The 19173-nt window shown below is 55.7% G+C and carries 18 protein-coding genes, 2 tRNA genes and 1 rRNA gene; 14 read left to right on the forward strand and 7 right to left on the reverse strand.

Translation table 11 applies throughout. The annotated features are described in order from the left end of the window. Positions 1 to 145: 145 nt before the first annotated feature. From rrf to dkgB, 3 genes are all read left to right on the forward strand, one after another. A 5S ribosomal RNA gene (rrf, locus tag CRO87_RS02240) occupies positions 146 to 261 on the forward strand. Positions 262 to 315: 54 nt separating this feature from the next. Beyond that, a tRNA-Asp gene (locus tag CRO87_RS02245) sits at positions 316 to 392 on the forward strand. Positions 393 to 553: 161 nt separating this feature from the next. Next, a complete protein-coding gene (gene dkgB / locus CRO87_RS02250) occupies positions 554 to 1357 on the forward strand; it encodes a 2,5-didehydrogluconate reductase DkgB (protein WP_097161308.1) in 804 nt (267 codons plus the stop codon). A 15-nt stretch (positions 1358 to 1372) separates the two neighbouring features. Here the strand turns inward: dkgB and yafC are convergent, their stop codons facing one another. Beyond that, positions 1373 to 2281, reverse strand: coding sequence for a DNA-binding transcriptional regulator YafC (gene yafC / locus CRO87_RS02255; RefSeq protein WP_097161309.1), 909 nt, complete (start codon positions 2279 to 2281; stop codon positions 1373 to 1375). Positions 2282 to 2386: 105 nt separating this feature from the next. On the opposite strand from yafC, the gene CRO87_RS02260 reads away from it, so the two are divergent. The 3 genes from CRO87_RS02260 to CRO87_RS02270 all read left to right on the forward strand — a co-directional run bounded on the left by CRO87_RS02260 (position 2387) and on the right by CRO87_RS02270 (position 5351). Further along, positions 2387 to 3562, forward strand: coding sequence for an MFS transporter (locus tag CRO87_RS02260; RefSeq protein ID WP_097161310.1), 1176 nt, complete (start codon positions 2387 to 2389; stop codon positions 3560 to 3562). 134 nt (positions 3563 to 3696) lie between these two features. After that, a complete protein-coding gene (locus tag CRO87_RS02265; RefSeq protein ID WP_097161311.1) occupies positions 3697 to 4497 on the forward strand; it encodes an endonuclease/exonuclease/phosphatase family protein in 801 nt (266 codons plus the stop codon). An 83-nt stretch (positions 4498 to 4580) separates the two neighbouring features. Beyond that, positions 4581 to 5351, forward strand: coding sequence for a class I SAM-dependent methyltransferase (locus CRO87_RS02270; RefSeq protein ID WP_097161312.1), 771 nt, complete (start codon positions 4581 to 4583; stop codon positions 5349 to 5351). A 48-nt stretch (positions 5352 to 5399) separates the two neighbouring features. On the opposite strand, the gene mltD is transcribed toward CRO87_RS02270, so the two are convergent. Then, entirely contained in the window at positions 5400 to 6764 is a 1365-nt protein-coding gene (gene mltD, locus CRO87_RS02275) for a murein transglycosylase D (RefSeq protein ID WP_097161313.1), read from the reverse strand. Positions 6765 to 6836: 72 nt separating this feature from the next. Next, entirely contained in the window at positions 6837 to 7592 is a 756-nt protein-coding gene (gloB, locus tag CRO87_RS02280) for a hydroxyacylglutathione hydrolase (RefSeq protein WP_097161314.1), read from the reverse strand. A gap of 33 nt (positions 7593 to 7625) precedes the next feature. On the opposite strand from gloB, the gene CRO87_RS02285 reads away from it, so the two are divergent. Then, the gene (locus CRO87_RS02285; RefSeq protein WP_097161315.1) at positions 7626 to 8348 is read left to right on the forward strand and encodes a class I SAM-dependent methyltransferase; all 723 of its coding nucleotides are present in this window, start codon (positions 7626 to 7628) and stop codon (positions 8346 to 8348) included. On the opposite strand, the gene rnhA is transcribed toward CRO87_RS02285, so the two are convergent. Beyond that, positions 8345 to 8812, reverse strand: coding sequence for a ribonuclease HI (rnhA, locus tag CRO87_RS02290; protein ID WP_097161316.1), 468 nt, complete (start codon positions 8810 to 8812; stop codon positions 8345 to 8347). The genes CRO87_RS02285 and rnhA overlap by 4 nt on opposite strands. A 62-nt stretch (positions 8813 to 8874) precedes the next feature. Between rnhA and dnaQ the strand changes: the two genes are divergently transcribed. The 4 genes from dnaQ (at position 8875) to CRO87_RS22830 (ending at position 13315) form a co-directional block, all read left to right on the forward strand. Next, complete coding sequence (dnaQ, locus tag CRO87_RS02295; RefSeq protein ID WP_097161317.1) at positions 8875 to 9606, forward strand: DNA polymerase III subunit epsilon; 732 nt, start codon at positions 8875 to 8877, stop codon at positions 9604 to 9606. Between the two features lie 128 nt (positions 9607 to 9734). Further along, positions 9735 to 9811, forward strand: a tRNA-Asp gene (locus CRO87_RS02300). A gap of 220 nt (positions 9812 to 10031) precedes the next feature. After that, complete coding sequence (locus tag CRO87_RS02305; protein WP_097161318.1) at positions 10032 to 11303, forward strand: MASE1 domain-containing protein; 1272 nt, start codon at positions 10032 to 10034, stop codon at positions 11301 to 11303. Between the two features lie 2 nt (positions 11304 to 11305). Next, on the forward strand, positions 11306 to 13315 hold the full coding sequence (locus CRO87_RS22830; protein ID WP_255252471.1) for a MipA/OmpV family protein: 2010 nt from the start codon (positions 11306 to 11308) through the stop codon (positions 13313 to 13315). On the opposite strand, the gene CRO87_RS02320 is transcribed toward CRO87_RS22830, so the two are convergent. The 3 genes from CRO87_RS02320 to CRO87_RS02330 all read right to left on the reverse strand — a co-directional run bounded on the left by CRO87_RS02320 (position 13299) and on the right by CRO87_RS02330 (position 16585). Continuing rightward, a complete protein-coding gene (locus CRO87_RS02320) occupies positions 13299 to 14429 on the reverse strand; it encodes an MFS transporter (RefSeq protein ID WP_097161319.1) in 1131 nt (376 codons plus the stop codon). The genes CRO87_RS22830 and CRO87_RS02320 overlap by 17 nt on opposite strands. 74 nt (positions 14430 to 14503) lie before the next feature. Continuing rightward, positions 14504 to 15028, reverse strand: coding sequence for a rhodanese family protein (locus tag CRO87_RS02325; RefSeq protein ID WP_097161320.1), 525 nt, complete (start codon positions 15026 to 15028; stop codon positions 14504 to 14506). A 90-nt stretch (positions 15029 to 15118) separates the two neighbouring features. Further along, a complete protein-coding gene (locus CRO87_RS02330; RefSeq protein WP_097161321.1) occupies positions 15119 to 16585 on the reverse strand; it encodes an NCS1 family nucleobase:cation symporter-1 in 1467 nt (488 codons plus the stop codon). Positions 16586 to 16726: 141 nt separating this feature from the next. Here CRO87_RS02330 and CRO87_RS02335 point away from each other — a divergent pair, with 141 nt between their 5' ends. The 3 genes from CRO87_RS02335 to puuE are packed head-to-tail and all read left to right on the forward strand — an operon-like array spanning position 16727 to position 19154. Beyond that, entirely contained in the window at positions 16727 to 17443 is a 717-nt protein-coding gene (locus tag CRO87_RS02335; protein ID WP_097161322.1) for a GntR family transcriptional regulator, read from the forward strand. Continuing rightward, on the forward strand, positions 17443 to 18180 hold the full coding sequence (hpxA, locus tag CRO87_RS02340; protein WP_097161323.1) for an allantoin racemase: 738 nt from the start codon (positions 17443 to 17445) through the stop codon (positions 18178 to 18180). The genes CRO87_RS02335 and hpxA overlap by 1 nt, the downstream gene beginning before the upstream one ends. Positions 18181 to 18215: 35 nt before the next feature. Further along, positions 18216 to 19154: an allantoinase PuuE gene (puuE, locus tag CRO87_RS02345; protein ID WP_097161324.1), complete on the forward strand. Its 939-nt coding sequence runs from the start codon at positions 18216 to 18218 to the stop codon at positions 19152 to 19154. Positions 19155 to 19173: the final 19 nt, after the last annotated feature.

Below are 19173 nucleotides of genomic sequence, written 5' to 3' on the forward strand. Positions count from 1 at the left end.
TTGAGCTAACCGATACTAATGAACCGTGAGGCTTAACCTTACAACGCCGAAGCTGTTTTGGCGTGAGAGACAGACACATTTTCAGCCTGATAACAGATTAATCGATGTGCACAGAGTAAGACGTGCATGTTGAAAACAGAATTTGCCTGGCGGCAACAGCGCGGTGGTCCCACCTGACCCCATGCCGAACTCAGAAGTGAAACGCCGTAGCGCCGATGGTAGTGTGGGGTCTCCCCATGCGAGAGTAGGGAACTGCCAGGCATCAAATTGCAGTAAACCGGGATGAGAATCCGGGTAGTGACAAAGAAATTCGGTGGAGCGGTAGTTCAGTCGGTTAGAATACCTGCCTGTCACGCAGGGGGTCGCGGGTTCGAGTCCCGTCCGTTCCGCCACTTATTGAAAGCCCTGAGCATCTGCTCAGGGCTTTTTCTTTTTCGCTGAACTTATTATTGCCAGAATCGCAAAAATCCTCTGTATTTTTTACTCTTTTTCCTCCACCCCGCGCTCGCGATAATCCTCTGATTAGACAAACAAACTCCTTAATGAGGAAAATATGACAATCCCTGCATTTGGTTTAGGTACGTTCCGTCTCAAAGATGACGTGGTTATCGCATCAGTTAAAACGGCGCTGGAGCTGGGCTACCGTGCTGTTGATACCGCACAGATCTATGACAATGAAGCCGCAGTTGGTCAGGCCATTGCTGAAAGTGGCATCCCGCGTAGCGAATTATTTATCACCACCAAAATCTGGACGGAAAACCTTAGCAAAGAGGCTCTGATCCCGAGCCTGAAAGAGAGCCTGAAAAAGCTGCGTACAGATTACGTCGATCTCACTCTGATCCACTGGCCATCGCCTAAAGATGCTGTTTCTGTTGAAGAATTTATGCAGGCACTGCTGGAAGCGAAAAAGAGCGGGTTAACTAAGGCGATTGGTATTTCGAACTTCACTATTCCGCTGATGGAAAAAGCCATTGCAGCGGTTGGTGCGGAAAACATTGCAACCAATCAGATAGAACTCTCTCCTTATCTGCAAAATCGGAAAGTGGTTGAGTGGGCGAAACAGCACGGCATTCATATCACTTCGTATATGACGCTGGCTTACGGTAAAGCGCTGCAGGATAAGGTCATTAACCAGATTGCTGAGAAGCATAACACTACGCCAGCACAGGTCATTCTTGCGTGGGCAATGGGTGAAGGCTATGCGGTGATTCCGTCCTCTACGAAGCGGGAAAACCTGGCGAGTAACCTTGAAGCTCAGAAACTGACTCTGGACGATGCTGACAGGGCGGTGATTGCGGCACTTGACTGTAATGATCGCCTGGTGAGCCCGGAAGGCCTCGCGCCAGAGTGGGACTAATCAAAACAGGGGCATTTATGCCCCTGTTTCACTTTTGCGCTGAGCTTCATGCTCGCTCAGAAAATCAATAAAGGCGCGGATCCGCGTACTCACGGCACGATCGCTGTAATAGACGGCGCTGAAAGGCATTTCGACCGGTAGCCGTTTATCTGCCAACAGTTCAACAAACTCCCCTCTGGCAATCTCACTATCGACCATAAAGTCTGACAGGCAAGCTATGCCATTCCCTTGCAGACAGAGTTGCTTGAGCGTCTCCCCACTGTTGGATGAAATCCCACACTGAATTTCATGCAGCTGCCCGTCACAGCATGAGACCGGCCACATGTTCAGTGACACAGGCTCAGTAAACCCCATACAGACGTGATGTTTCAGATCTTCAACCGATTCAGGTTTGCCGTGGCGGGCAATGTAGTCTGGTGAAGCGATGATCTTCCTCAGGCTGCTGAAAAGAGGGCGGGCGCGAAGGCTTGAATCGGCTAAGGTTCCCACGCGGATAGCCACATCCACTTTACGCTCTATCAGGTTGATAAACGTCTCAGAGGAAACCAGTGACAGCGCAATTTCGGGATAGCGCTCCCGGAAAGGTTTGATCAGCGGCATCAGATAATGCAGGACTACAGGAGTCGCAGCATCGATGCGTAGCAGCCCTCGTGGCGTGTGTCGGGCCTCCATCAGTTCGTTCTCTGCCGCCGCCATCTCCTGTAAAACGCCCTGCACACGGCGGAAATAGCGTTCACCTTCTTCCGTCAGGCTGAGCTGTCGCGTTGTGCGATTCAACAGGCTTACGCCAAGCTTCGATTCCAGCTTTTTCACCGCACGACTAACGGCAGAATTAGCCTGACCGAGCTGCTCAGCGGCACGACTAAAGCTGCCGCTTTCCACGACGGCGACAAAGATGGCAATTTCTTCGGATGTGGCTCTCATTGTTGCTTCACCTGCAAAATTCTATTGAGATTTTGACCATTTTTGTTATTTAAACACCGGCGCATACTGCGTGTCATCTTAATCCTGAATGATACGGAGTAAATTATGCCACTGGCGCTACTTGCCCTGACGATCAGTGCCTTTGCAATTGGCACGACCGAGTTTGTGATTGTGGGTCTGGTTCCTACCATCGCTGAACAACTTTCTGTTTCCCTGCCTTCCGCGGGCCTGCTGGTTTCCATATACGCGCTGGGTGTTGCCATCGGCGCGCCGGTATTAACTGCGCTCACCGGAAGCATGCCGCGTAAACAGCTGCTGCTGGCTTTGATGGTGCTTTTTACCGCCGGAAACTTACTGGCTTGGCAGGCACCGGGCTACGGGACCCTGGTGCTCGCCCGTCTGTTAACAGGCCTTGCCCACGGCGTCTTCTTCTCAATTGGCTCGACCATTGCCACAAGCCTGGTGCCGAGAGAGAAAGCGGCATCCGCCATTGCCATCATGTTTGGCGGCTTGACCGTCGCGCTGGTTACGGGCGTGCCGTTGGGGACTTTCATCGGCCAACATTTTGGCTGGCGTGAAACCTTCCTGGCCGTTTCCCTGCTTGGCGTGATTGCGCTGATCGCCAGTGCTATCCTCGTACCTAAAAATATTCCGCAGCGCGCTACGGCAACGCTTCGCGAACAGCTTCAGGTGCTGACCCATCCGCGTTTACTGATGATTTATGCGATCACTGCGCTGGGTTACGGTGGTGTTTTCACGGCGTTTACCTTCCTCGCGCCGATGATGCAAAACCTGGCTGGCTTCTCTCCTTCTGCGGTGAGCTGGATCCTGCTTGGATACGGTGTTTCGGTCGCTATTGGTAACATTTGGGGCGGCAAGCTTGCCGATAAACACGGAGCCGTACCCGCGTTGAAAATCATCTTCGCGGCGCTGGTTGTCCTGCTGCTGGTCTTCCAGTTTACCGCTTCCATACAGTATGCGGCGCTGGCGACGGTGCTGGTGATGGGGATCTTCGCCTTCGGTAACGTTCCGGGCTTGCAGGTGTATGTCGTGCAGAAAGCAGAGCTGTATACACCGTCTGCTGTGGACGTGGCATCAGGTCTGAATATTGCAGCCTTTAACGTGGGTATCGCATTGGGCTCGATCATTGGCGGACAGACCGTTGAGCATTACGGTCTGGCACAGACGCCGTGGATTGGCGCGGTGATTGTGATGGTGGCTTTCCTGCTGATTGGCATCAGCGGTCGCCTCGATAAACCGGCCAGGGTGGCGCTCGGCTGAGTCCGCATTTGCTTACAGAGTAGCAACTATCTTTCTGAAAAATGGCGTTGAAACCGTAAGCAAAAATCCCTATAACAGAAGAACCACTCCGTGATGGCGGCGTGGTTTTCTGTTATAGAGGTCAGAAACCGAACGTGCGAAAAAATACCTATGCCATGCGTTATGTTGCCGGACAACCGGCCGAGAGGATTTTGCCTCCCGGCTCGTTCGCAACTATTGGCAAGGCGCTGCCGGCAGGGGAACCGCTGAGCAGTGAAGAGAAAATTCGCGTTCTGGTGTGGAACATTTTCAAGCAGAAGCGGGCCGAATGGCAGTCGGTTCTGAAGAATTTTGGCAAAGATGCGCATCTGGTTCTCTTACAGGAAGCGCAAACAACGCCTGAACTGGTAAGGTTCGCCACAACCAACTACCTGGCCGCCGATCAGGTGCCTGCTTTTGTCTTGCCGCAAAATCCCTCTGGCGTAATGACGCTTTCTTCTGCGCATCCGGTTTACTGCTGTCCACTGCGTGAACGTGAACCCATTCTGCGACTGGCGAAATCAGCGCTGGTGACGGTTTATCCCTTGCCTGATACGCGCCTGCTGATGGTCGTCAATATTCATGCTGTCAATTTTAGCCTCGGCGTAGATGTTTACAGCAAGCAGCTGTTACCTATAGGTGATCAGATCGCGCATCATAGCGGCCCCATTATCATGGCAGGCGATTTTAACGCCTGGAGCCGTCCACGCATGAATGCGCTGTACCGCTTTGCGCGCGAAATGTCGCTGCGTGAAGTCCGCTTCACCGACGATCAGCGCCGCCGTGCGTTTGGTCGCCCTCTCGATTTTGTGTTCTACCGTGGTCTGAATGTGCATGAAGCCTCCGTTCTGGTGACAAGCGCATCCGATCACAATCCGCTACTAGTGGAATTCAGTCCCGGCAAACCTGAGCGATAAAGGTAAGTCAGGTCTGCCGTGGGGCAGACCTGTGCACGTAAGGTGCTGCCCTTTATTCATTCAACCAACCGAAGGACAACACAATGACAACGCAAACTCACCACAATAACGTCGAGAAACAGTTTGGCTCCCAGGCGAGCGCTTATTTAACCAGTGCCGTACATGCTTCCGGTCGTGATTTACAGCGACTGGGCGAGCGGCTGAGCGCATATCCTGAGGCCCGTGTACTCGATTTGGGATGCGGAGCAGGGCACGCCAGTTTTGTGGCGGCCGCTAACGTAGCAAGCGTGACGGCTTACGACTTATCCGCACAGATGCTGGATGTGGTGAAACAGGCTGCGAAAGACAAAGGCTTAAACAACATCATCACGGCTCAGGGCTATGCTGAAATTTTGCCTTTTGATGATGCCGCTTATGACGTGGTCATCAGCCGCTATTCAGCTCACCACTGGCATGATGTCGGGCAAGCGCTGCGGGAAGTTAAACGCGTACTGAAGCCGGGCGGCATCTTCATCATGATGGATATCATGTCTCCGGGGCACCCGCTGCGGGATATCTGGCTGCAGACAGTCGAAGCCCTGCGTGACACCTCGCACGTGCGTAATTACTCCAGCGGGGAATGGTTCTCTATGATCAACGAGTCAGGGCTGGTGACCGATAGTCTGATTGCCGATCGTTTGTCGCTGGAGTTCAGCTCCTGGGTAACGCGTATGAGAACGCCTGAGGCACTGTGTACCGCGATCCGTCTGTATCAGGAGAGTGCCTCGCAGGAAGTGAAGACCTACTTCGAATTGCAGGATGACGGCTCGTTCTCCAGCGATACGTTGATGGTCGAAGCCCATAAAGCGAAGTAAATAAAAAAGGCACCGGGGAAACCGGTGCCTTTTTCGTTAAACAGATTGTCAGGAATCGGGTCTGTCGCTGTTTTTAACATACAGCGTCAGCTGATCGCCCGGTCGCAGATTGTCGGTATCGTTGTTCCAGCGGACAACATCGTTGATGTTGACGCCGTGACGCTTAGCGATGCTCGACAGCGAATCCCCCTTGCGAACGCGATAGGTAATGCTACCGCTGTTGTTCGCCAGACGGCTTGCGCTACTCCCCGCGCCGACGGTCAGGTTTTGACCGACTTTCAGGTGTGCTCCGCGCAGTGAATTCCACTGCTGCAAATCCTTCGACGTTACGCCTAAGCGTGCCGCGATACCCGAAAGGGTGTCACCTGAACGAACCTTATAGCTACGGCTGGGCATTGGCATATTATCGGCCACCAGAGTCGACTGAACGGCAGCAATTTCGCCGGACGCCAGAGACTCACGCAGCTGATCGGCATGCTTTTGCGGCACCATCACATACTTTGGTCCGTTGGCTCCAAGGGTAGAACCCTTCACGCCTGCATTAAACGCCTTCAGCTTTGTTACCGAAATACCTGCCATGTCTGCGACCTGCTTCACGTCAACCGGGTTATCCAGTCGAACGCGAGCCAGTGCACGACTTTCATCTGCCGTCGGCAGTTGAACGCCATAGCGCTTGCTGTTCTTGAGAATATCACTCAATGCCAGCATTTTAGGTACGTAAATCTTCGTTTCCTGAGGCAGAGAGAGCGACCAGAAATCGGTAGGTTTCCCACGCGATCTGTTTGCTTTCACTGCCTTCATGACCCGGCCTTCACCGCTGTTATATGCTGCGACAGTTAACAACCAGTCGCCATCAAACATCTTGTTCAGACGCTGCATCATATCGAGAGCTGCCGTTGTAGAGGCAACCAAATCGCGACGCGCGTCATACGCTCGGGTCTGTTTTAAACCATAATTGCGCCCTGTGCTCGGAATGATCTGCCAGATGCCTGCGGCATTGGCGCCAGACGTTGCATGGGGGTCAAAAGCGCTCTCCACTATGGGTAGTAGTACCAGTTCCATGGGCATGTTGCGTTTCTTAACTTGCCCTGCTATCCAGTACATATACGGCTCTGCCCGTAAAGTTACATCGTGGAGATAGCTCTTATTACGTAAATACTTCTGTTTCTGTTCGCGAATCCGGGTGTTCTCCGGAATTCCCATCTTCAGCTCGTCGCCAATGAAAGCCCACAAGTCCTGATCCTGCGCATAAAACGTTCCGTCATCCATCCATCGCGCTTGACTTGCAAACTTTCCTGCTTCCCCTTGACTAGCCGCAGAAAGGCTCTGTGCGTGCTGCTGAACGTTACCATCTCGATTGGCCTGGCAACCCACCAGCAGGACAGAGGCGAGTAATATCGCTCGTGCCTTCATGTGTGTGGTCAATAGTTGCTTAAAAGACGAGCAATCATAATGGCGAAATTTTAAAAAGGCAACCCTGAAGACTCAGAAGTTATCTTTCTTTGACCGTAACCATGCAAATCGCTGCTCAGGTTGTTGCAAATTTGTTTCTTTGTTAATTTCTTCAATTAAATCAATATCATTTGTTCGTAAAAATACATTGTTATTGCGTTCGTTTTTCAGAATTACGGGTAGTGTCATTTGGTTTTTGGCACGTAACTCCTTAACTTCACTGTAATAATCATTTATCGCCCGATCCTGGGGTAAGATGCTCATTGCAAACTTCATATTGGCTAATGTGTACTCGTGCGCGCAACATACCAGGGTATGGCCAGGAAGCGCGTCTAATTTCTTAAGTGACTGATACATTTGCTCGGCAGTGCCTTCAAACAGACGTCCGCAACCGCCGGAGAAAAGCGTATCGCCGCAAAACAGATAAGGATCGCTAAAGAAACAGATGTGGCCGAGCGTGTGGCCTGGCGTCGCAATTACAGAAAATTCGCATCCCAAAACATCGATAAGATCGCCTTCCTTAACGATGCTTGTCACCCCTTTATGTTGCGTCTCGTCAGGGCCATACACCACAAGACCCGGGAATTTTTCCACCAGTTCTTTCACGCCGCCAACGTGATCGTTGTGGTGATGCGTCAGCAAAATGGCTTCCGGTCGCCATTGGTTTTTGGCGATAGCGGCAAGAACCGGAGCGGCTTCACCCGGATCGACAATCAGGCAGCGACCATCGTCCTGACTCAGAACCCAGATGTAGTTGTCCTGAAATGCAGGAATACTGTTAAGATTCATAAATTACCTCTCATTACTGTCGCGGAAGGTGTGATGAAACCGGCAAGGATACCTCTGAAAGCCACGGCCCCGGTCCACTGGGCGGAAATGCCCTGGGGAGAATACTACCGTGAAGCGCTGGAACAACAGCTCAAGCCGTGGTTGGCAAAACTTTATGGATTTCATCTGCTGAAGATTGGCAATTTGAGCGCGGAAATCAATACCGATGCGTGCGCTATCTCGCATCAGGTTAATGTCTCGCTGGACGGTAGCCCGATGCAGGTGAAAGCGGATCCGCTCTGGCTACCCTTTGCGGAAAAATCAGTCGACGCCTGCTTACTGGCGCACACATTGCCCTGGTGTTCAGACCCACACCGTCTGCTGCGTGAAGCCGATCGCGTATTGATTGACGACGGCTGGCTGATCGTGACGGCCTTCAACCCTATGAGCCTGATGGGCCTGCGCAAAATGGTGCCGATTCTGCGTAACCGCACGCCTTATAATAGCCGCATGTTTAGCCTGACGCGTCAGCTGGACTGGCTGGCGCTGCTTAATTTTGAAGTGCTGCACCAGGGTCGTTTCCAGGTCCTGCCCTGGACGCGTCAGGGCGGACGCATTCTGAGCACGCATCTCCCGGCTCTGGGGTGTTTACAAGTGATTGTTGCGCGCAAAAGAACGGTGCCGTTAACGCTCAACCCAATGCGCCAGAGCAAAGCGAAAACGCAGCTGCGTCCGGCTGTGGGCGCAACAAGGCAGTACCGTAAGCCGCAGGATTAGCTCTCCGGCTTGTAGCCCGTGTCTTCCTGCGTCGGGCTCATTGCTGCGGCGCGGGCAAGCTCATCACAACGCTCGTTCTCCGGATGGCCCGCGTGGCCTTTGACCCACTCCCAACGAATTTTGTGGCCGCCGAGCGCGGTGTCCAGACGTTGCCATAGGTCGACATTTTTCACCGGTTTCTTATCCGCCGTTTTCCAGCCGCGTTTTTTCCAGTTATGGATCCACTGCGTGATGCCCTGACGCACGTACTGGCTGTCGGTGCTCAGCACCACTTCGCAGTGCTCTCTCAGCGCTTCGAGCGCCACGATAGCCGCCATCAACTCCATCCGGTTGTTGGTGGTCAGGCGGTAGCCTTCGTTAAAGGTTTTTTCATGCTGACCGTAGCGTAAAATGGCGCCATAGCCGCCGGGTCCCGGGTTACCGAGGCAAGAACCATCGGTGAAAATTTCTACCTGCTTAAGCATCTCTGGTAGACTTCCTGTAATTAAATTCGACGTAAGCGACAAGTCTGACATAAATGAACGATATGAGCACTGCAATTACCCGACAGATCGTCCTCGATACGGAAACCACCGGTATGAATCAGATCGGTGCGCACTATGAAGGGCACAAGATCATCGAGATCGGGGCGGTTGAAGTGATCAACCGTCGTTTAACGGGTAACAACTTCCACGTCTATCTGAAGCCCGATCGTCTGGTCGATCCGGAAGCTTTCGGCGTTCACGGTATAGCCGATGAGTTTCTGTTGGACAAACCCACCTTTGCCGACATCGCTGATGAGTTTATCGACTACATCAAAGGCGCCGAGCTCGTCATCCATAATGCCTCGTTCGATATCGGCTTTATGGACTATGAATTCGGCAAGCTAAACCGTGGCATTGCCAAAACGAACACCTTCTGTAAGGTCACCGATAGCCTGGCGCTGGCGCGTAAAATGTTCCCGGGCAAGCGTAACAGCCTCGATGCGTTATGTTCCCGCTATGAAATCGACAACAGCAAACGTACGTTGCACGGCGCATTACTCGATAGCCAAATTCTGGCCGATGTCTATTTGCTGATGACCGGTGGGCAAACGTCTCTAAGCTTTGCAATGGACGGCGACAACAGTCAGCGGGCGGGCGATGCCGGCATTCAGCGTGTTGTTCGTGCAGCAAGCCAGCTGAGGGTGATTTCCGCCACCGATGAAGAGCTGGCGGCACACGAATCGCGTCTGGATTTGGTGCAAAAGAAAGGTGGAAGCTGCCTCTGGCGCGCCTGATAGCGGCAAACATGCGCTGAAAAGAAGCGCATGGGTGATTTTTGCAGCAAACGATTCAAAACGTGAGAAAAAGCGTTGACGGCGGAGCGGGGTATCCGTAATATTCGCCTCGTTCCCAAGGGAACAGTGGAGCGGTAGTTCAGTCGGTTAGAATACCTGCCTGTCACGCAGGGGGTCGCGGGTTCGAGTCCCGTCCGTTCCGCCACTATTCAGAAGGCCTGAATCAGCAATGATTCAGGCCTTTGTCGTTTTTCACTCCCATTCTTTATTCCTCCGCACGTACTGCGCGCATAAAACCTTAAACTTTTTTTATCGCTGACGGCCAGCCCCGTTTTTCTGCCTCGCCAAACTCCGGGTCTACGCCATAATAAGATGGCGAAACCGCTTACTTTTGCCCGTTCGCTTTTGATGCCGGGAGCCTGCCTATGCGAGTGGATGTCTTAAACACCCGGCAACGAGCCTGGGTGCTCACCTTACCGGGGTGGGGCGTGCTCTATTATGTGCTGGGCTACCTCTCCCTAACGCTGGACGATCCCGGCAGCCGCATTGCCTTTATCTGGCTGCCTGCTGGCGTCGCGGTCAGCGCTTTTCTGATCTCTCCCCGGGCGAGCTGGATCTGGCTTTTTATCACCTTGTTTATCGCCAGGTTGCTGCTGGACGTCACGTTTCATCACGTTATTGCCGTTTCACTGGGGACTGCGTTCATCTCGCTTCTTAACGACTGGGCAATTGCCTGGATTGTGCGTCGCTTCTCGCGGGGGCGTGACGATCTCAATAAAGTCGTGACGTGGATTGCCGCCACTCTGCTGGTCAGCGCCGTGGGAGCCATTTCAGGCGTGAGTTGGCTTTCGTTGCTGAACGGAACCCCCTGGCTGAAAGGCCTCTGGATTTGGTGGAGCGCCAACGTCACCGGTACGCTTTTTGTTACCCCGGCGCTGGTTGGGCTGGTGAGTGCTCAGATTCCTCAGCGCACGGTTCCACTCGCGCTTTCCCTTCTGTTGCTGCTGGCCGTACTGATTTCCACCCTGCTGATTTTCGCCAGAACACCTGACAACCATCAGAATATCGCGCTGACCTACACGCTGGCCTGCCTTCCTCTGATTCTGATGATGGTGACGGCGGTGGTGTGCAACGCCAGGCTGGGTTCGATAGCCTTTATCGCCTTCAGCGCCGTGGTGGTCGGCGCTTCCTGGCATGAAACCGGGCCGTTTTACCTCGCCAGGCTGAGCACCGAAGAATCTATCATTCTGGCGCAGTGCTACCTGTCCGGTGCTGCGTTGTTGATTATCTTTATCCGCGCGCAAAAGAGCGTGGGGAAAAGCGACAGGCGCAGCGGAGCGAGTCAGGATATCGCCTACACGCTAAATCCTGAGAACGGGCAGATAGTCTGGAACCCCCATGCCAGCTCCCCGCTCAGTGCTGAACTGGCGGCAATCACTTCGCGGGAAGGACTGCTGGAGCATATTCCGGACGAGGCCCAAAAAGTGCAGCTACAGCGACGCTGGCAGTCAGTGCTTGAGGCGCACGCCGTTGAGGAACGCTTCCCCTTTATGCTTCACCTGGCGGGCCGACGGCCCGTGGCGATGGCTGAAATCACCACGCTTCCGGTGGTCGGGGCTGGTTCGACAGTCATTGTCGGTTTCTGGGTGGAGGAACATTCCGGTTTACTCCACGCCGCATCAAAGGGAGAGGGCTGATTATGCTACAGATCGCTTTTTTGCTGGCGGGAGCCTCATTTGTCAGGAAGGCGGCGCCGGTATTGCTGCTGGTGGGGCTGCTATGGGGTGGGCTCGGGGCATCGATTTTTGTGGATGGTTTGCAGGGGGAACGGCATTTTCCCCTGCATATCTTTGGCCTGCTGCTGCTGGCCGACAGCATAGTGTCGCTGCTGATGGGCTCAGCGGCGACAGGGACACAGCGCGGCGTGTTCTGCTTCAAAGGTGGGTTGTTTCTGCTCATCGCGTTGCTGATTTTGTCGGGGCAACACAGCGGGAATCTGGTGCTGGCGATTATCTTCGGCATGGCGTACTTCATCACCGGGCTGTTTGTGATTGCCTCGGCCATCGTGGTGCGCTTTAAGCACTGGCAGTTCTCACTGCTGTCGGGTTTTTTACAGCTGGTGTTCGCCATTTTCCTGTTTTTGCCGTTTCCTACCCAGCATGATGGCACCGTCTCCCAGTTCATTGGTATGGTGCTGATCGTCGGTGGCATTCAGTGGGTGCGGCTGTCCGTACGCATGTTTCGGATAAAGCAGGGCCGCTCTGTCTTTGACATTCTGGCCCCGGACGATCTGCTCGAGACACGCCCGGTAACGCCCCCGGTATCCACCACCATCATGGGTAGCGGTCCGCTGGTTGTGCACGTCTGGACGCCGGAAGGATCGGCGGAAGAAGAGACGCTGCCGCGTCCGGTGATTAACCGCTACATCGCCGCAGTCGATGCCCACGGGGTGATTTCCACAGGGCATGCGGCCCTGGAGTTATCGCCATCGCTGTATATCAGTCTCTACCCGGCGGCGGATATCGATCGCTCACCTTCGGAGTTTTTCAATACGTTAAAAGCGGTGGAGGCAAACACCGTGGCCGGGACGTTCCAGCCCGACTATTTCACCGAGGCGAAAAACTGGTGCGAGTCGGATCGCAAAATACTCTTCTCAACCTTTAATGCCGAGTCGCTTCAGAGCTTCTGGGCCCGTTACCGACAGACGGAAACCTACAATCTGACCTGGCGAAATTGCTCCAGCAGCGTGGCTTATGCGCTTGAAGCTGCCCTGGACGGCGTCCTGCGCGAGCGCTGCTCCTGGGGCGGGTTTCTGCGACTGTTCTTCATTCCAGAGCTGTGGATAGCCGCGCAAATCCGTAAGCGGGCCACCACCATGGCCTGGACGCCAGGGCTCCTGCTGGACTACACGCGGACGCTGCACGCCATTGTTCACCCTGCCAGGATTTCGATCCTGTCGTTTATCCGGCGAACTATCTTCAGTGGGTTGCTGGCGGTGGGGCTGATTGCCGCGCTCATGCCGCACCCGGCCGCCGCCGTAGCGCTTGGGCTCGAAGGCGGCAGTTACGGCACGCCTTACGACGATCGCCGGGCGGAAAACTGGGTGCTGCCCTATATCGGTTATGACTATCAGCAGTTCTATATCGACGGCACGGAAATGGGCTACAAGCTGGTGGATGACGAGGTGAACTCGCTCAAGCTCAAAGTCTGGTATCTGGACGTACAGTACGACGCCTCCGAAGGCCGCACCGCCGCGCTGCGTAAACTCAATAACCGCCACAGCACAATGCTTGCAGGCGCAAGCTACCTCCGGACCACACCTGTCGGCGGCTTCCAGACGACGGTGGGCGTCGATACGCTCAACCAGAGCCAGGGCGTCACGGCTAATTTTTCCTGGATCCTGATGAAGCAGTGGGGCGGGCTGACGGTGCTGCCCATTGCGGGCGTAGACTGGAACAACAGCCAGCAGAATCGCTATTACTATGGCATCTCTGAAGAGGAAGCCTCCCGTTCAGGCTTATCGGCCTGGCGTCCTCATGCGAGCATGATCCCCTTTGTGTCCCTGGCGGCAAACTATGACTGGCACAACGGCCTGAATACCTGGGCGGAGATGACCGGGCGCTTTTACTCTTCCACGATAACGGACAGCCCGATGATCAACAAAGACGCCATCGCCGAGCTGACGCTTGGGTTCAGCTACGGATTTTAAAGCGGCGATGCATGCTCAGCAGGGCGAACAGCAGGCACAGGAGCCCGGTTATCCAGGGCAATCCGTGGCGTGAGAAAGTCATGACCACGCCGCCCAGCAGCGGGCCTGCCAGCGCGCCAAGGCCCCATGCGACGGACATCGCCGCGTAGATCCCCGTCAGCTGCGCCCCTTTGAAGCGCTCGCCTACCCAGGTAATGGCGACGGTATAAATGCCGACGAAAATTCCTCCCCAAAGAAACAGCATCACATAGGCCAGCAGATGAAACGCCAGCAGCGCAGGCCAGACGAAGGCCAGCGCAGCGGCAACAAATGCGAGGGTACGCATCAGCGCCGGGCGATTGACCTTATCGGCAAGCCAGCCGATGGGCAGCTGCAGGACGATGGCCCCGAACATCAGCACGGCAATCAGCAGCGCCGAGGCCGGTTCGCTCCAGCCAAGCTTCATGGCGTACAGCGACAGGAAATTCATCCCCAGCACTTCCACCGCGGCGTTCAGGAGAGTGGCAAGAATGGGGAGAAGGGCCAGGTTCAGGCTGGCACGCAGGCCCAGCGGCGGGGCGTCATGATCGTCGGCACGGGGCATTCCGGTTTTCATCACTAACAGCGCGGCGAAGCAGGCGAGTGCGGAGGTAATGTAAAACGCCAGATTACCCCCGCTCCCGGCCCCCACGATGATCAACGGGCCTGCAGCGAACCCGAGCGACATGCCCGCTGTGTAGATGGCCAGCACCTTTCCTCTGGCCTGCTCGACCGTCGTGCCATTCAGCCAGGTTTCCGTCTGCACCATAATAATTTCACTGAAGATGCCAAGCCCCAGACGGAGTAGAAACCAGTAGGGCAGCGGCAGGACCGCAAACAGCAGGAACAGAACGGCAAGGCCGCTCAGGGATAAAGTGATGAGAAACGTCGGTGAAAAGCGGCGAAACAGCACGGGCAAAAAGGGAGCCACGGCGAAAACGCCCACGGCATGCATGGCGGCATTCACGCCAATGGCGCTCTCCGACATCCCGGCATCCAGCAGCTTTAGGGCGATGAGCGGCGAACTCAGCCCATAGGTCAGGCCAAACAGCACCACGGAAGAGATAACCGCCATAAACCGGGGGGTGAAAATCATAAGCTTTCTGCCTGCCCTGAGGGATAGTTGCCTTAGTTCAGGTTAGATGCCGCCTGGATTGCGTGTCCAGTCGATTAGCGTCGATTCCACGGCATCACGGCGAGCAGTCGCGCCATTCCGCAAAATCCGCTGATCCCGGCGAACAGCAGGCCCGCGCCTACAAACCCTGACAGCAAAAAGAAGCCCTGATGTACGCCAAAGCCCAGCACGGTTCCCAGTAAAATAAGCAGCCCCGCAACAATCTGCACTTGGCGCATAATGGGCAGCGGGGCCGATTTATCCGCCTTAATTTGCTGGCCGATTTTTTTCCAGCCGTTCAGTCCGCCTTCCAGCAGCAGGACTTTCGCAGGCGCGACTGCATCAGCCAGCTTCTGCGCATTCTGCGTCGTGCGGTTGCCGGACTGGCAGTAGAAAATGACGGTGTCGAAGGGATCAAACGGCCCTAACCGCTCACCTTTTTCGATGGCGGAAAGTGAGAGGAGGTGAGCCTCGGCAATGTTTTCGCGCGCATGCTCGTCGGCTTCACGGATGTCGATCAAGGCGGCTCCCTGCGCCAGCAGCGTTTTCGCCTCTGCGGGGGAAATGGTTGAAATGGTCATCGTGCTCCCTGTGTTTGCCCGGCTGGTATGAGGGGCAATCCTACCTTATTTCATCGAACCTGTGACAGGTACCAGCCGGGCGGTCAGTAATTATTCCTTTGCCGTCTCCACGCCTGCAAATTGTGTCACGCCTTCACGCTCGTGGCGGGCAATCCAGCGGTAGCAGCCTGCGCTCAGGAACGCGCCAATAAACCAGCTGAAGTTAGCCACCTCGTGCAGAGCAGGAATAAAGCTCAGCACCAGGCCGACCGCCACAGAAGGCACCAGCGCGGCAATGGCTTTCGGGTTGAAGCCATTTTTGTACCAGTAGCGTCCCTGTGGGGAGACGGTGAACAGGTCATCGACCACCACTTTCCCACGCTTAATCAGATAGAAATCCGCCAGCAGAATGCCGAACAGCGGCCCGATAAACGATCCCAGCACGTCGAGGGTGTAGTGAATCAGCTCCGGCGACTGGAACAGGTTCCACGGTGTCAAAAGCACGGAGCCCACGGCGGCAATCATCCCGCCGGTGCGGAAGCTAATCCGCTGCGGCGAACAGTTGGAGAAATCAAACGCCGGAGAGACAAAGTTGGCGACGATGTTGATCCCGATGGTGGCGGTGATCATCGTCAGCAGGCCAATTGCCATCGCCACGCTGTTGCCGACGTGGCTCACGGTTTCAATCGGGTCGGTTATCATGCGGCCAAACAGCGACTGCGAGCCGGAGACAATAATCACCGTCACAATGGAGAACAGCAGGAAGTTGAACGGCAGGCCCCAGCGGTTGCCGCGGCGGATCTCCTGCATGTTTTTACCGTAGCGCGAAAAGTCGCCAAAGTTGAGCAGCGGGCCAGAGAAGTAGGAGACCACCAGCGCGGTGGCGGTGATCATCTGCCAGGTTTGTTCCCCGGTGCTGAGTTGCTTGCTGGCGAGGGTAAAGGAGATGCCGTCGAAACCGGTCTGATACAAAATCCAGCCCGCCAGCGCCATCATCACCACGTAGACCGCCGGCCCGGCGATATCAATAAAGCGCTTAATGGCGCTCATCCCGTGCCAGAACACCATGGCCTGAAGCACCCACATAATGCCAAAGCAGATCCAGCCGAGGTGCGACAGCCCCAGGAAGTGCCCGGTGGTCAAAGTCGCCAGGGAAGGCCAGAACTTCAGGCCTACCAGCATCAGCGCGTTTGCCGCCAGGTAAGTCTGAATGCCGTACCAGGCGAAGGCGATCAGACCGCGAATAATCGCCGGAATGTTCGCGCCAAACACGCCAAAGGCCTGGCGGCTAATGACGGCATAGGGCACGCCCGCCATCTGGCTCGGTTTCGCCACCAGGTTGGCGCACAGTTGCACAATACAGATGCCCGCCAGCAGGCACAGCAGCACCTGCCAGCTGGCTAACCCAAGGGTAAAGAAGCTCGCGGCCACCACGTAGCCGCCCATGCTGTGTACGTCGGACATCCAGAACGAAAAAATGTTGTACCACGACCAGCTCTGCTGGCGCGTAGGCGCCAGATCGTTGTTGGTCAGTCTTGGGCTGTAGCCCGGTTTGTAGTTCGCTTGCGGGTTTGGCATGAGATCTGCTCCTCTGAAAACAGATACGTGATGTCTGTAACGAACGTTGCAGGAACCAGGCCAGTTTTTGCTTTCTTGTATACGAAGAGTATTTATACTGTATACAAAATGCCACCGAGCAGGCCTTTTCAGGAGTCGGAAATGAAACGTGAAACGGGGCTCTGCGCCTCGCCAGAAACGGAAGACAAAGAGCAGCACATCTGGCAATCCATAATGAAAGCCATCGTTGAACACGAGCTGCCGCCGGGGAGCAAATTGCCGGAAGAGGCGCTGGCGGAAGTGTTTGGCGTCAGCCGGACCGGGATCCGCAAAGTGCTGACCCGCCTTGCGACGGTGCAAATGATCACCCTCACGCCCAGACGTGGTGCATTTGTCGCCACGCCGGACGTGGAAGAGTCGAAGGCGATCTTCGCGACGCGCAAGCTGATTGAGTGCGCGAACCTGCCGACCGTCCTCGATCATCTTCAGGCCCCGCATCTGGTTGGGCTGGAGAAAATCGTGAGGGAAGAGGATGAGGCGCACAACGCCCAGGACGGCGCGGCAGCGTTGCGCTGCTCGGCGGCCTTCCATCTTCAGCTGCAGGCCATTTCCGGCAACGCGGTATTGACCGAAATGCTGACCTCGCTCACCCAGCGCTCTTCGCTGGTGATCGCCGCCTGGGGCGCGCCCTGGCAGCACGGCTGCCGCTGCCACGACCACGCGACGCTTATCGATCTGCTGCGCCGCAAAGATCTTCCTGCTCTGACTCACGCCATGGAACACCACTTTGACGACATTGTGGCGAGCCTTCGCTTTGAGCGTGGAGGGGAAACCGTTCCTGATTTTGCCCGCCTGTTTGGCGGCAACGGAGAAAGCTGATGTCCTCCTTTTGTATACAAGTGATCAACCCTAACACCAGCCTTGCCATGACACAGACGATTGGCGAAGCGGCCAGAAGCGTTGCCGCGCCGGGCACGCAGATCCTCGCCACCTGCCCGACTCAGGGCGTGGAGTCCATCGAAGGACACTTTGATGAAGCGATCGCGGCCATTGGCGTGCTCGAACAAATCAAAAAGGGCCAGGCGCAGGGCGCGCAGGGCCATGTGATTGCCTGCTTTGGCGATCCGGGGTTGCTTGCCGCACGCGAACTGGCGAGCGGGCCGGTGGTTGGCATCGCCGAAGCCGCCATGCATATGGCCACGCTGGTGGCGACGCGCTTTTCCATCGTCACCACGCTGCCAAGAACGGTGATCATCGCCCGCCATTTATTGCAGCAGTACGGCTTTGAGCATCACTGCGCGGCGCTGCACGCCATCGACTTACCGGTCCTCGCTCTTGAAGATGGCACGGGTCTTGCTCAGGAGAAAGTACGCGAGCGTTGTCTTCAGGCGAAACGCGAAGACGGCAGCGGAGCCATTGTGCTTGGCTGCGGCGGCATGGCGAACCTTGCCCGGGAGCTGACGCAGGAGCTGGGGATCCCGGTTATCGACGGCGTGACGGCGGCGGTGAAAATGGTGGAATCGCTGCTGGCCCTCGGGCTTGGCACCAGTAAGCACGGCGACCTCGCGTATCCCAATAAAAAGCCGCTGAGCGGAGGCTTTGAAATCCTGAGCTGACGACGGCGGCCATCTGATAAAGAGGCCGAATCAGTATGCAATCAGCAAAGGACCAGCCCGTCTGGCATTTTACCGAAAACTACCCACGCGATATGGCGGGCTACGCCGGACGTCCGCCTCATGCGCAATGGCCGGGCGGCGCGCGGATCGCCGTCCAGTTTGTGCTTAATTTTGAAGAGGGCGGCGAAAACCACGTCCTGCACGGCGACAAAGGCTCGGAGCAGTTTCTCTCCGACATCATCGGCGCCGCAAGCTTCCCCGACCGCCATATGTCGATGGACTCCCTCTACGAATACGGTTCCCGCGCGGGCTTCTGGCGCATTCATCAGGAATTTCAGAAACGCGGCTTACCGCTGACGGTGTTTGGCGTGGCGATGGCCCTGGCGCGCAACCCGGCCATCGTCGAGGCCATCAAAGCGGCGGATTACGATGTGGTCAGCCACGGCTGGCGCTGGATCCACTATCAGGACCTGGACATTCAGACCGAACGCCAGCATATGCAGCAGGCGATTGAAATCCTGGAAGCCCTGTTCGGTAAAAAACCGCTCGGCTGGTACACAGGGCGCGACAGCCCGAACACGCGGCAGCTGGTTGCGGAGCAGGGCGGCTTCCTGTACGACAGCGACTACTACGGCGACGATCTGCCGTTCTGGACAAAGGTTGGCGATAAGCCGCATCTGATCGTGCCCTACACTCTGGACGCCAACGACATGCGCTTCGCCACCGCCCAGGGCTTTAACACCGCCGAGCAGTTTTATACCTATCTCAAAGACAGCTTCGACGTGCTTTATGAAGAAGGCGAAACCTCACCGAAGATGATGTCGATAGGCATGCACTGCCGCCTGCTGGGCCGTCCAGGGCGTTTTCGCGCCCTGCAGCGTTTTCTGGACTACGTGCAGAGCCACGATGACGTGTGGATATGCCGCCGGGAGGATATAGCGCGGCACTGGGTGGAGAATCATCCTTACAAGTGAGGCTGTTCCCCTCTCCCTA

It is taken from the genome of Enterobacter sp. CC120223-11, from assembly GCF_900215375.1.
Taxonomy (GTDB): Bacteria; Pseudomonadota; Gammaproteobacteria; order Enterobacterales; family Enterobacteriaceae; genus Scandinavium.